The following is a 13,054-nucleotide window of genomic DNA, read 5'->3' on the forward strand; positions in this document are numbered from 1 at the left end:
ATGTGTTTTTGGGCTGATCAGAAGCCTATGGATTAGGTCTTTTAGCAGATTTCACCGCTTGTGCCAAATTTTCTACCAAGCTACCTATTTTGAGGAGGAGGGCAGATTTATTCTCCGCTTGATGTTCAATATGTTTAGAGATGGTTTCAATAAGCGCTGAGCCTATAACTACCCCATCGGCTATTTCAGCGATAAGGCTAGCTTGGGAAGGGGTCTTTATGCCAAAACCTACGGCAAGCGGTAGATCAGTTTGGGCTTTTATGATTTTCACCTGATCGGCGACGGGTGCGATAGCTTTTAAAGCTTGACCGGTGACCCCCGTCATTGAAACATAATAGATAAAGCCTGAGCTATTGTGTAAGATTTTTGGCAGTCGATCTTCATTACTGGTGGGGGTTGCGAGGCGAATGAAATTGAGACCAGCCTTGCAGGCGGGAATGCATAACTCTGCATCCATTTCAGGAGGGAGATCAACAATGAGGAGTCCATCGACTCCTGCGGCCTTTGCTGCTTCGATAAAGCGGCTGACTCCATAAATATAGATAGGATTATAATATCCCATGAGGAGGAGGGGTGTATACGGATCTTCTTCGCGGAAGCGCTGCACAAGCGCTAGGGTTTTTGGTAAAGTTTGCTTACTATCCAAAGCGCGACGCCCCGCTGCTTGAATGGTAGGGCCGTCGGCCATGGGATCGGAAAAGGGCATGCCTAGTTCAATGATATCTGCGCCCGCTGCTACGACTTTATGCATGAGGGCTAAGCTCTGTTCAAAATCTGGATCACCTGCCATGAGATAGGTGATTAAGGCGCAACGGTTTTGGGTTTTTAGCTGGGCAAAGCGCTGTTCAATACGTGTGTGCATGATTATCCTTTAAAGATTGAGCCCTAATAATGTGCTTACCGTATGTACGTCTTTATCACCACGCCCTGAAAGATTGAGTAAAATCACCGCATCTTTTTTCATGGAAGGCGCTTCTTTGATGACTTGGGCCAAAGCATGAGCCGATTCAAGAGCGGGGATAATACCTTCAAGCCGTGTGAGAAGTTGGAAGGCTTCAAGCGCTTCTTGATCAAGGATAGGTACATAGCGTACCCTACCTGTATCTTTAAGCCAAGCGTGTTCAGGTCCTACACCTGGGTAATCAAGTCCAGCTGAGATCGAATGACCCTCGATAATTTGGCCATCTGTGTCTTGTAAAAGATAAGTGCGGTTACCGTGGAGAACGCCCTTTTTACCAGCGCTCATTGAGGCGCAATGTTGACCTGTGTTTAGCCCAAAGCCGCCTGCTTCTACGCCGATGATCTCTATTTCTTTATCATCTAAAAAGGGATGAAAAAGACCAATGGCATTGGATCCTCCGCCGATGGCGGCAATCAACATATCAGGTAGACGCCCTTCTGCGTGCATAATTTGTTCTCGTGCTTCAAGGCCAATAACGGTTTGGAAGTCGCGCACCATTTGGGGGTATGGATGAGGACCAGCGGCGGTGCCGATGAGGTAATAGGTATCGTTAACATTTGCAACCCAATCACGTAGGGCTTCGTTCATGGCATCTTTTAGGGTACCATTGCCGGCGCTAATAGCTTTCACTTGTGCACCTAAAAGTTCCATTCGAAAGACATTAGGTTTTTGCCGCTCTATATCGGTGGCGCCCATATAGATGCAACATTTAAGGCCAAAGCGAGCCGCTACTGTGGCTGTGCCTACCCCGTGTTGACCAGCTCCGGTTTCAGCGATGATGCGGCTTTTGCCCATGCGCTGTGCTAAAAGAATCTGCCCTAAACAATTATTGATCTTATGGCTACCGGTATGATTGAGATCTTCACGTTTAAGGTAGATCTTTGCACCCCCTAAATGTTTACTTAGCTGTTCAGCATAATAAAGGGGCGAAGGGCGGCCAGCATAATGCTTAGATAGGTTTTGTAGGGTTTTTATAAAATCTGGATCATTTTTAGCGATTTGGTAAGCTTTGTCTAGCTCAAGGATAAGTGGCATTAGGGTTTCAGCAACAAAGCGTCCGCCAAAAAGGCCAAACATGCCTGATTCATCGGGGTGAACGCGGTAGGAGTTGGGGCTTTGTGTTGCAGGGGTTGTCATTATAGGTTGCCTTGAATAAAAATTAAGGATTAGGATTGTGTGTGAGATATGGCTGTGCGATTTTAGGTTGAATCTCGTTGAGGGCGGCAAAAAATGCAATTAGTCGGGAAATGTCTTTGATGCCTGGAACTATTTCAAGGCTTGAAGAGACATCAAGTCCTTGTGGTGTGACGATTTTACAGGCTGTGGCGACATTATTAGCGCTTAGCCCACCAGAGAGCATAAGGGGCTTTTTAAAATGCACGCCGTTTAATATTTGCCAATCAAAAACCTTCCCATTACCACCTGGAAGTGTGGCATCTTTGGACGGTTTAGCGTCTAATAATAACCAATCAGCAACGGTTTCATAAGCGTGAGTCTTGATGATATCCGCACTTGTCTCAATAGGGACGGCTTTTATAACTTCGCAATTATAACGCTTTTTAATCTCTTGAGCACGGGCAGGAGATTCTTCTCCGTGTAGCTGGAGACTGTCGGGTTGAACAAGAGAAAAGAGGGTATTGAGAAAAGTATCATCGGCATTGACACACACCGCCACTAATTGGCAGGATGGAGGAACGAAAGAGCGAAGATAACGCGCTTGATCCAAGCTAAGGTGGCGAGGGCTTTTTTCAAAAAAGACAAAGCCAATCGCTTGCGCTCCTAAGTTGATGGCGGCCTTTAGTGTGGTTTGTTCGGTAATTCCACAAATTTTGATGCGCATGTTCATTTATAGAGAGTGTCATAAAAATTTGAAAAAGTCGAGAAACATTAAAGTCAAATCAAAGGTGGTATTTTGGTTTAGATTTGTTAAGTTTATGCAAAAAGTAAAGGATAGAATATGCAGTTAGATATGGTAGCGGTGGGCGATGCTATTGTTGATAGTATGGCTTTCTGTGAGGAAGCGTTTTTGAGAGAACAGGAGATCAGCAAGGGGGCAATGCATTTGATTGATGCTGAGCGTGCGGCTTTCCTTTATACAAAAATGCATGCGCCCGTTGAAAGCGCGGGCGGTAGCGCTGCGAATAGCGCTGTGGTGGTTGCTAATTTAGGTGGACGCGTGGCTTTCATGGGTAAGGTGGCGGATGATCCATTGGGAGCGCGGTTTGCTACCTCTTTGCATAGCGCTGGCGTAGCTTATGATACGCCGGCGCTTAAAGATGGCCCCCCTACCGCTCAATCGCTAATTTTCATTACACCTGATGGTGAGCGCTCAATGAACACATATCTTGGGGCGTGTCTTGAATTTGCGCCGCGTGATATTGATTTTTCTTTGATTGATACTTGTAAGATCCTTTACTTTGAAGGTTATTTATGGGATCCACCCAATGCTAAAGATGCTTTGCGTCAAGCAGCTAAAGCGGTTCGTGCTAAGGGGCGACACGTGGCCTTATCTTTATCGCATAGCTTTTGTGTAGACCGATACCGTTCAGAATTCCTTGAGCTCATTCAAAGCGGCCTTGTGGATATTGTTTTTGCTAATCGTGAGGAACTTTTAGCGCTTTATGAGACAGCCGATATGAGTATGGCTTTACGTTTATTACAAAAGCAGGTCGTGGGGTTTGCTAGCGTGACAGACGCCGAACAGGGTGCCACCATTGTGGATCGGACAGAGATCATTAAGGTTGATGCCTTGCCTGTCAATCGCGTAGTAGATGGCACAGGGGCCGGCGATAACTATGCCGCTGGGTTTCTTTATGCCTATGCTCGCGGGCATGCGCTAGCTCATTGTGGCCGTTTAGGTGCATTTTGCGCTAGTTATATTATCCAACAAGTAGGGGCTCGACCTAAGGTGGATTTGCGGGCTTTGGCCAAAGATGCTGGGCTCTTATAGGGCGATTCGCTTGAAATCAATTAAGCAGAGAAGCGGGCGGCAAGTAATTGAGCGATTTTGTCGCCTATGGCTTCTTTTGTCATGGGTGGCCATACTTCCACCCCCTCTGCGCTGATCAGGTGGATTTGATTATAATCCCCGCCCATTATAGAAGCACCAGCCACGGGGCATGCTACATTATTAGCGAGAATAAAATCCGCCCCCTTTTTTTGCAATTTCTTTTGTGCATGGACGATGAGGTCATAGGTTTCGGCGGCAAAGCCAATAACAAGATCTGGTCTTTTATCATTTTGAGCTATGGTAGCGAGAATATCAGGATTTTTATGCAAGGTAAGTGTGGTTTGATCTTGGATGCTTTGTTTTTTAATTTTATGGCGTGCGGGCGTTTCGATTCGCCAATCGGCAACGGCGGCCGCAAAAATTGCAGCCTGTGCAGGTAGATGATTCAAGACAGCTTCCAGCATAGCCTGTGCTGTTTCCACATGAATAACTTTAACGCCTTCAGGATCTTCAAGAGCAACAGGCCCGCTGATAAGCGTGACATGCGCGCCATATTTTGCCAAGCTTTTCGCAATGGCGTGACCCTGTTTGCCCGAAGATCGATTAGCCAAATAACGAATGGGGTCTATAGGTTCATAGGTGGGGCCGGATGTTACAAGAATATGGCGGTCTTTTAAGAGAGTTGCAGTCTTAGAGGAGATGCCGCTTTGGTCTTTAGTTAAAATCTCAGTAGCGGCGATTGCGATGCTTTGCGGTTCACTCATCCGTCCAAGACCGGCCTCGTTACTTTCTGCCATTTCGCCTATTTCAGGGCCGATAAAATGAATGCCATCAGCATGTAATTGAGTGACATTGCGTTTTGTAGCAGGGTGCGCCCACATGGCTGGGTTCATAGCTGGAGCTAAAAGGACGGGGCAAAGGGCTGCAAGCAAGACAGTGCCTGCAAGGTCATCACCTAAACCGTGTGCTATCTTTGCCATGCGGTTTGCAGTGGCGGGAGCTAGGATGATAAGATCGGCACGACGAGCTAGATTTATGTGATTAATATCGGTTTCGCCGCGTTGGAATAAGGTCTGATGGGCGGCTTTCCCGCTAAGCGCTTCGGCGGCAAGCGGGGTGATAAAATGTTGGGCAGCTTTGGTTAAGATAACTTCAACCTTTGCGCCTAAGGATCGCAGGCGACGGATGAGGTCAAGGCTTTTATATGCAGCAATGCCACCACCGATGATCAAAACAATAGTTTTATCTGCAAGGGGCGGCGAGTTAATAAAGGGAGGGGAGGAAAGGATGTGGGCCATGGTCTTGATTAAAAGAGCTTAATTGTTAAAATTATCAAACATAGTGCTATCAACCATAGAGCGTAAGTTTGGCTACGTTTTTGGTGATTTTTGGCGCGCGCTAGTTTTTGGAGGGTTTTTTCTTCTAAAGTGAGGCCATTTTGCGCTATGTCTAAAAGGCCAGCTTGTATATTTTGCCAGTTATCAATTATTTGTGGGGTTTTATGTACAAGTTTTAACACGGCTTCGCTACCTTCATAAAGATCTTTCGCGACGCCAGCAGGACCAAGATTTTGACCAATCCATTCTTTAACTACGGGTTCAGCGGCTTTCCACATATTGAATTGTGGGCTTAAAGAGCGCGCAACCCCCTCAACCACCACCATAGTTTTTTGCAATAAAAGCAGTTCTGGCCGGGTTTCCATATCAAATAGCTCAGTGACTTCAAATAGCAAGGTTAATAATTTGGCCATAGAAATGGTCTCAGCTGATTGACCATGGATTGGTTCCCCAATGGCGCGATTGGCTTGGGCAAAGGCAGCCCTGCTGTGGTAGGCAGGTACATAACCGCCTTCAAAATGAGCACGTGCTACGCGCTGATAATCGCGTGTAATGAAACCATAAAGGATCTGAGCAAGAAAATATTTTTCTTTTTTGCCAAGCCTTCCTGTAATGCCTAAATCTACCGCAACGATTGTACCGCTTTTGTCGACAAAGAGATTACCCGGGTGCATATCGGCATGGAAAAACCCATCGCGCAGGCTATGGCGCAAGAAAGACTGGATGAGGGTTATAGCTAGAGCATCTAAATCATGACCCGCTTCCTTGATAGCCTCCGGATCTGAGAGTTTGAGACCATCAACCCATTCCATGGTTAGAACATCGCGCCCCGTACGCTCCCAATCAACCCGTGGTACACGAAAGCCCTTGTCGTTCTGTGTGTTTTCTTGCATTTCGGATAGGGCAGCTGCTTCAAGCCTTAGATCCATTTCAAGCTTAGTCGAATGGGCAAAGGTAGCGACGACCTCCAGTGGCTTGAGTCGCTGTGCGTTTTTGACATAGCGGGCTTGTAAGCGTGCTAGCCAATAAAAACTATCGAGGTCTTTTTGAAAGCGGGCTCGCACATCTGGGCGGATTACTTTGACCGCTACTTTGCGCGTGTTGTTATGGGCATCTTTGATAAAGGCGGGGTGGACTTGGGCCATGGATGCCCCTGCGATAGGCGGATCAAAGCGGATAAATAGATCATCTACCTTACGGCCTAGAGATTCTTCAATTTTTTGAAGTGCTGCTTTTGTAGGAAATGTATGAACTTTATCTTGTAACTGGGTGAGGTCTTTAGCGATGCTAGCTCCTACAATATCAGGGCGAGTCGCGAGAAATTGGCCGAGTTTTATATAGGATGGGCCTAATTTATTAATAGCACGCGCCATGTTTTCGGCGCGATCTTGCTTCTTAGTTTGGCGGCGCGCCAATAGCTTTGCTATCCGGTATGCGAAAGCGGCTATGCCACTGAGTCCTTCTTTTGGTAAAGCGCTTATAACACCTTCGCGAGCAAGAACAAAACCAGCACGGCCAAGGCGAAAGATGGCGGCTATTCCCATAGCTAGATTTTCCACGCCGAATGAAGGGCCGCAATCCCTCCGCTTAAATTTCGGTAAGAAACGCGAGAAAAGCCCGCTTCTTCGATTAATCTTGCGAAATCATATTGGTTTGGAAATTTTCTAATGGATTCAACGAGGTATTGGTAAGAATCGGCGTCATTGACGAGGATCTTCCCTAAACGAGGTATGGCTTGAAATGACCATAAATCATAAACTTGTTCTAACCCTGGTATGGTGATTTGTGAAAATTCTAAGCATAGAAACCGTCCACCTGGCCGTAAGACACGAAAGGCCTCTTTAAGGGCTTTTTCGATATGCGGAACGTTGCGAATGCCAAAGGCTATGGTATAAGCGTTGAATTTATTTTCGGGAAAAGGTAAGTTTTCGGCGTTTGCCTCTATAAAATTTATATAGTCGCCAAGGCCTTTCTTTTGCGCTCTTGCTTGCCCGATGTCAAGCATGGAACGGTTGATGTCAACGATGGAAGCTTTAGCAATTTTTCGCGAAGCTTTTATGACGCGAAAGGCGATATCGCCTGTGCCACCTGCTACGTCTAACACATGCCAAGGGTGGGATGTTTGGGCATTAGGATAGCGGGGAGGATTGAGCGCTGTAACCAGGGCATTTTTCCATACTCTATGGAGCCCTAAGGACATAGCGTCATTCATTTTGTCGTATTTTTCAGCAACGGAATGAAAGACGGCATCAACACGTGCCTGTTTTTCGTCTTCGTTCACTTCTTGGAAGCCAAAGGATGTTTCCATCCCGCCTTTAGCTTTCACCCGTTGTTCATCTCTTTTTATGGGCTGTTCCATTACACCCTCTATAGCTCCTTTTTATCTTTATCGTATATTGATAATAAATTGAAGAGACATTTTATAAGTCTGGTTGGACAAAGTTTGCGAAGGAGCTCGCGTTTTAATCAAGGGAAGCCAAAGGTAGTATTGGCTATTTACTTAATTATACCAATGCAGATGTGCAGATTTTCTATAGACCTAAAGGTAGGAATTTTTTATTCAGAAGGTTCGCTCTGGTTTAGGGAACGAGGTAATGGCGATCCCATTCTGCGTGGGGGATGAGAGAGCCTGTTTTATAGGTAAAGGAGATAACCTTGATACGATCTTCCTCGGTACGGCAATCATACGATAGGTGATACCAGTTACCTCTAGCACGAAAGGCCGCCCCATTTGCTTGGATTCTTTTACCAGAAATGATTGGGTCGCTATAAGCATAGGCGAGAACTTTATCGGTACGCCATTTGGTTTCTTTATTGATGCGATCCATAGCTTCAATGTCGCAACGTTGTTCTATGCGGGTTTGGGGGTCAAGGGCGAGTAGCTGCCGCGTTTCAAGCGCGTTAAGTGCTAAAGCAGGAATACAATAGCCTCCACAGGCTAGGGTGCATAAAGTGATAAAAGCTGTTTTTTTCATGGTGCGCATCTTTACTCCTTTCCGTACGACATATTAGTCATATTCAGCTTTAAAGCAATAATTGATATTGCTTTAAAGCTGCTTTCGTGTGTTTATTTGCTATAAGGAGAAGTCCATGAAACCTGTATTTATTCAGTTACAATGCGCGCCAGGGACTACCTATCGGGTCGCTGACGTGCTCTATCAGCGTGAGATATTTTCTGAGCTTTACTCCACCAGCGGGGAATATGAGTTATTGGGAAAATTTTATATTGGGGAGGAGGACGATATCGGAAAATTTATCAACGATAATATCTTAGATATTAGCGGCATTACACGCTCCCTAACGACCTTAACTTTTACCGCTTTTTAAGAGCGGCGTTTGAAAATGAAATGTGAGGCCTTCTTTTGAAAAGGCGCCCTATATCTTTATTGCTTAATAGTGTTTTAACTATGGCGATCTTCCTCCATGGGATGCTAATGGCTGTGGCGGGTGCTTTGCCAAGCGATACAATGGGTGGTGGAGCTGGGGTCTTATGTGGTGTTGCGCCGGAAGCGGGCAAACGCTCATTTCAAAAAATGGTGAATGATCATTGTCATAGCGGATGCTTGCTTAATGCTGTTACACGGCCCCTTGTAGCGAGCATTCGCTATCTCATTTTACCTTTGCGTCGTTCGCTTATTGCTTTAGATGGTGATAAGGCCTATTTTCTCCAGAGTATTGTAGTTGTGCGCGCTAAAGCGCGGGGGCCTCCTTGTTTATCTTTGTATTTAAATCTGAATTTTAATGATTGATGAAACGGAAAATACAATGAAAAACTCTATAAAACGCGGCTATGTTCGCAATTTTTTGATGATGGCTGCGTCTATGCTTTTATTAGCTTTATCACTACAAGCAACGCCTGTTTTTGCTCATAGCTATAAGGTGGGGGATTTAGAAATTATCCACCCTTGGACAAGGGCTACGCCAAATGGTGCTAAAGTGGCTGGTGGCTATGTAAAGATTATTAACCATGGTAAAAGCGATGATCGCTTAGTATCTGCAAGCTCTGAGTTATCTAATCGCACCGAAATTCATTCTATGAGTGTGATTGATGGTGTGATGAAAATGCGTCATGAGCCCGATGGAATTGAGATTCCTGCCGGAGCTACGGTGGAATTAAAGCCTGGTGGCTGGCATATTATGTTCATGGATCTGACTAAAAACCTTGAGAAAGGGCAAAAAGTAAACGGGCAATTGCGCTTTGCAAAGGCTGGTCCTGTGGATGTTTATTTTTATGTGGATGCTCTGGGGATAAAAGCGCCTAGTCATCATTAATCTCTGAATATATAGGTTTTGTCCATGGGCATATGGGCAGAGGAATGATAGCAGATAGAGGCCGCTCGTGGGAATCACGGGCGGCCTTTGTTAGATGCAATGGGATGTTTTATGCACGAGGATGTGCTTTTTGATAGACGGCTAATAAATGGTTGGTATCAAGGGTTGTGTAGACCTGTGTGGTTGAAAGGCTTTTATGGCCTAGCAATTCTTGGATTGTACGTAAATCACCTCCCCGGGCTAAAAGATGGGTAGCAAATGAATGTCGCAAAGCATGAGGGGTTGCGCTTTCGGGAAGGTTTAGTCGCCGTCGTAATTGTTGCATAAGTCGCTGGACAATAGCTGCTTGGAGGGGGGCGCCACGCATGCCGCGAAAGAGGGGTGCGTTGGGTGTAAGCGGATGTGGGCATAGATCCAGATAAACATTTAAAGCATTGCGCACGGCAGGTAGCATTGGTATAAGGCGTGTTTTTCCGCCCTTCCCGTTGATATACAGGCGCGGACCGTTGTGCTCTGCCAAATCGGATGGCGTGAGGTTTAGGGCTTCTGATAGGCGCAAGCCACAACCGTAAAGTAATGTGAGAATGGCGATGTTGCGGGCACTTATCCAAGATTCAAAGGTTTCTTGATGTTTTTCTTCCAAAAGGTTCAAGGTTTCGCTTATCGGCAATGCCTTGGGAAGGGCTCGGGGTTGTTTGGGAGCATGCAAAAGGCTTAAGGTGGTTTTTTCAATATGACCATGGCGAATGAGATAGGTAAAATACGATCGCATGCTTGCTAATGCTCTTCCCAAGGATCGGGAGCCAAGGCCTTGGGCACGCCGGTGACTTAGATAGGCACGAAAATCGCTAATCTCAAGCTTTTGAAGCGATGCAAGGTCAATCTGCTGACCAAGATGAATCGCTAGAAACTGTAGGAATTGCCGGCTATCCCTTTCATACGCCTCAACCGTATGGGATGATAGGCGGCGCGTTTCTCCAAGATGCGCAAGCCATGCTTGGCGCAGAATATTTAGTTCAGTTGTGATAGGCAAAAGAAGGGGGGGAGCTTGTGTGGTCGTTTTGCTCATAAATATATCACCCTTGAGGAACTGGGTAAAAACGGATACTTGGTATAAGGGTGTCATAAAAGAGGACTTGCTGGGAAGCCCTCCTTTGATTGATGCTTAATGGTTTTCAATTGCTAACCCTATATATAAAGGTAGGAGCTGTGTCGTTCTAATTGAGGACTGGGCTTTGGATGCTTGTATCGGCGCTGGATTCGCCTTTTGTATTTTCACCTTGCTTATGTTCTATGCGTCTTTGTAGAAGTGGGGGCAAGTTATTAAGGGACATAAGATGCGCAATGATCCAGCCTAAAAAACCGCGTTTATGAAGTTTGGCTAATTGATCACCTGATAGTTTGCCAAATTTTTCTTCATTTACCATCCAAAAATCTTCAAGACGCGCTTGATAACCGATATTGGTTTCTACATTTACAGAGCGTTTGATTAATAAGTCCATTTTTTCAAGAGTTTTCAGAAAAGCAGCTGTATCGTTCATGCTATTTTTAAACGTATTCAAAAAAGCAATTCGCTCTTCCAGAAAAGGAGAAATATCGCCCGTTTCGTTAAAGAGTGGGATCCCATCAATTTCGTTAAAACAACCTGATTGATCGTCAATACAAACCGATAAGTCTTTTGGGTCTTCATTTTCGGCTAAGATAAAAGGATAGCGGCGGATAAAGGCAGGGATATAAGCATTTTTAGCCCATGTTTTATCGGCATTAAGATAGTCATTTTCATTATTGGCAAGACCCAAAAGCGCTACAGATGCATAGATTGGCTTATCATCACTACCAAGGTTACTCATAAATAAAATAGGGTAATGGCGCGCCGCTTGATAATATTCTGTTCCTGCTAAGGGCGTCCAGTGGATGGCATCGGCGAAATCTGCTTTTGCAGGAGCTTTATACTTTAAATTCTTATGGGTTTGGCGGAGGATAGGTACGATATTTTTATATAAGAGCATGATACGTGTCATTGAGTTCACCTTGAATAATATGGGGGCGGTTATTTTGCCGCGAAGTGTCATTAGAGGGCTAGAGATACATATTTGAGATCCATATAAGGCTGGATGGCTTCTGACCCTCCCTCTGTGCCATAACCGGAATCCTTAATGCCGCCAAAGGGAACTTCGGGTATGCCCAGCCCATTATGGTTGATTGTTAACATGCCAGCGTTTAGGTGCATGGTCAACTGATGTATGGTTTTAGCACAGTTGGTAAATGCATAAGATGCAAGTCCATAGCGCAAACGATTGCCTTCGCTGATAGCTTCATCAAGTTTTTTAAAGCGGTTAATAAGCGCTAGAGGGCCGAAGGGTTCTTCATTCATCAAGATGGCATGGGTGGGGACGTCGCACAAAATCGTGGGAGCAAAGAAATAGCCTTTATTGCCCAAACGTGTGCCGCCAAAGTGAAGGCGCCCGCCTTTATCGACCGCATCTTGGATCATCGCTTCAAGCGCAGGGATACGGCGTGCATTGGCTAAGGGGCCCATATCAGTTTCAGGTGCAAGACCTACGCCGACTTTGAGCGCTGCGCAGGCTTGAGTGAATTTGTCGAGGTAGGTATCATAAATGGAATCATGGATGAGGAAACGAGTGGGGGATACACAGACTTGGCCAGCATTGCGGAATTTTGCAGCGATCATTACGTTGACCGCTTGATCAAGGTCAGCATCAGGGAATACGAGAACTGGTGCATGGCCTCCGAGCTCCATGGTAGAGCGTTTCATAGAACGGCCAATAAGACTTGCAAGATGTTTACCGATATTGGTTGAACCTGTGAAAGAAATTTTCTCAATCACTGGGTGCGGGATGAAAAATTCTGAAATTTGTGTTGGTATGCCAAAGACAAGCGCTACCACGCCTTTAGGCAGGCCAGCATCAATAAAACATTGGATGAAAGCAGCGGGCGAAGCAGGCGTTTCTTCAGGGGCTTTGACCACCATACTACATCCAGCTGCTAAAGCAGCACCCAGTTTGCGGGCAATTTGACTGATCGGGAAGTTCCACGGGGTAAAAGCGGCAGTGGGGCCTATGGGAAGTTTGATCACTCTTTGGCTGATATTAGGAGTGCGGGCTGGAACAATTTGCCCATAGACGCGGCGGCCTTCTTCAGCAAACCATTCGATTGTATCGGCTGAATTCATGATTTCAAGGTTAGCTTGGGCTAGTGGCTTTCCCGCCTCACGCGTCATAAGCCAAGCGATAATAGCGCTACGCTCGCGTAATAAAGCCGCGGCTTTACGCATGATTTGACTGCGCGCCAAGGCGCCCATATCGCGCCAGACAATGAAGCCTTCAGCTAGAGAAGTAGCGATTTCTTCGAGGTCATCTTTACTTGCACACGCAACGGTGCCGATGATCTCTTCAGTTGCAGGATCAATAACATTGATAGTTTCGTTATTGCTTCCATTGCGCCATTCATTATTAATGAGTAGCCGGGTGTCGGGGTAGTCATACGTGGTCATGATAGCCTCCAAATTTTTCT

At 45.9% G+C, this 13,054-nt stretch carries 14 protein-coding genes; 4 read left to right on the forward strand and 10 right to left on the reverse strand.

The window, feature by feature from the left end; all coding sequences use genetic code 11:
- Positions 1 to 25: 25 nt before the first annotated feature.
- The 3 genes from trpA to ACK28X_RS10035 are packed head-to-tail and all read right to left on the reverse strand — an operon-like array spanning position 26 to position 2,801.
- Entirely contained in the window at positions 26 to 862 is an 837-nt protein-coding gene (gene trpA / locus ACK28X_RS10025) for a tryptophan synthase subunit alpha (protein ID WP_412058817.1), read from the reverse strand.
- Between the two features lie 9 nt (positions 863 to 871).
- Entirely contained in the window at positions 872 to 2,098 is a 1,227-nt protein-coding gene (trpB, locus tag ACK28X_RS10030) for a tryptophan synthase subunit beta (protein ID WP_412058818.1), read from the reverse strand.
- A gap of 22 nt (positions 2,099 to 2,120) precedes the next feature.
- A complete protein-coding gene (locus tag ACK28X_RS10035; protein WP_412058819.1) occupies positions 2,121 to 2,801 on the reverse strand; it encodes a phosphoribosylanthranilate isomerase in 681 nt (226 codons plus the stop codon).
- Between the two features lie 117 nt (positions 2,802 to 2,918).
- Between ACK28X_RS10035 and ACK28X_RS10040 the strand changes: the two genes are divergently transcribed.
- Complete coding sequence (locus tag ACK28X_RS10040) at positions 2,919 to 3,911, forward strand: adenosine kinase (protein WP_412058820.1); 993 nt, start codon at positions 2,919 to 2,921, stop codon at positions 3,909 to 3,911.
- A gap of 20 nt (positions 3,912 to 3,931) precedes the next feature.
- On the opposite strand, the gene coaBC is transcribed toward ACK28X_RS10040, so the two are convergent.
- The 4 genes from coaBC to ACK28X_RS10060 form a co-directional block, all read right to left on the reverse strand.
- Positions 3,932 to 5,209 carry a bifunctional phosphopantothenoylcysteine decarboxylase/phosphopantothenate--cysteine ligase CoaBC gene (gene coaBC, locus ACK28X_RS10045; protein WP_412058821.1) on the reverse strand — a complete coding sequence of 426 codons (1,278 nt, stop codon included), beginning with the start codon at positions 5,207 to 5,209 and terminating at the stop codon, positions 3,932 to 3,934.
- 8 nt (positions 5,210 to 5,217) lie between these two features.
- Positions 5,218 to 6,792: a 2-polyprenylphenol 6-hydroxylase gene (ubiB, locus tag ACK28X_RS10050; RefSeq protein WP_412059122.1), complete on the reverse strand. Its 1,575-nt coding sequence runs from the start codon at positions 6,790 to 6,792 to the stop codon at positions 5,218 to 5,220.
- Positions 6,793 to 6,794: 2 nt separating this feature from the next.
- Positions 6,795 to 7,595, reverse strand: a complete 801-nt coding sequence (ubiE, locus tag ACK28X_RS10055) for a bifunctional demethylmenaquinone methyltransferase/2-methoxy-6-polyprenyl-1,4-benzoquinol methylase UbiE (RefSeq protein WP_412059123.1) — start codon at positions 7,593 to 7,595, stop codon at positions 6,795 to 6,797.
- A gap of 232 nt (positions 7,596 to 7,827) precedes the next feature.
- Positions 7,828 to 8,223, reverse strand: coding sequence for a DUF930 domain-containing protein (locus ACK28X_RS10060; protein WP_412059124.1), 396 nt, complete (start codon positions 8,221 to 8,223; stop codon positions 7,828 to 7,830).
- Between the two features lie 115 nt (positions 8,224 to 8,338).
- Here ACK28X_RS10060 and ACK28X_RS10065 point away from each other — a divergent pair, with 115 nt between their 5' ends.
- The 3 genes from ACK28X_RS10065 to ACK28X_RS10075 are packed head-to-tail and all read left to right on the forward strand — an operon-like array spanning position 8,339 to position 9,520.
- Entirely contained in the window at positions 8,339 to 8,575 is a 237-nt protein-coding gene (locus ACK28X_RS10065) for an Lrp/AsnC ligand binding domain-containing protein (protein WP_412058822.1), read from the forward strand.
- Positions 8,576 to 8,610: 35 nt separating this feature from the next.
- Entirely contained in the window at positions 8,611 to 8,997 is a 387-nt protein-coding gene (locus ACK28X_RS10070) for a hypothetical protein (protein WP_412058823.1), read from the forward strand.
- Between the two features lie 16 nt (positions 8,998 to 9,013).
- Positions 9,014 to 9,520, forward strand: coding sequence for a copper chaperone PCu(A)C (locus ACK28X_RS10075; RefSeq protein WP_412058824.1), 507 nt, complete (start codon positions 9,014 to 9,016; stop codon positions 9,518 to 9,520).
- A gap of 109 nt (positions 9,521 to 9,629) precedes the next feature.
- On the opposite strand, the gene ACK28X_RS10080 is transcribed toward ACK28X_RS10075, so the two are convergent.
- The 3 genes from ACK28X_RS10080 to ACK28X_RS10090 all read right to left on the reverse strand — a co-directional run bounded on the left by ACK28X_RS10080 (position 9,630) and on the right by ACK28X_RS10090 (position 13,034).
- On the reverse strand, positions 9,630 to 10,589 hold the full coding sequence (locus ACK28X_RS10080; protein WP_412058825.1) for a tyrosine recombinase XerC: 960 nt from the start codon (positions 10,587 to 10,589) through the stop codon (positions 9,630 to 9,632).
- A gap of 148 nt (positions 10,590 to 10,737) precedes the next feature.
- Complete coding sequence (locus ACK28X_RS10085; RefSeq protein ID WP_412058826.1) at positions 10,738 to 11,541, reverse strand: SapC family protein; 804 nt, start codon at positions 11,539 to 11,541, stop codon at positions 10,738 to 10,740.
- Positions 11,542 to 11,591: 50 nt separating this feature from the next.
- A complete protein-coding gene (locus tag ACK28X_RS10090) occupies positions 11,592 to 13,034 on the reverse strand; it encodes an NAD-dependent succinate-semialdehyde dehydrogenase (RefSeq protein ID WP_412058827.1) in 1,443 nt (480 codons plus the stop codon).
- Positions 13,035 to 13,054 lie beyond the last annotated feature (20 nt).

Source organism: Bartonella sp. DGB2 (assembly GCF_046843095.1).
Lineage (GTDB): Bacteria > Pseudomonadota > Alphaproteobacteria > Rhizobiales > Rhizobiaceae > Bartonella.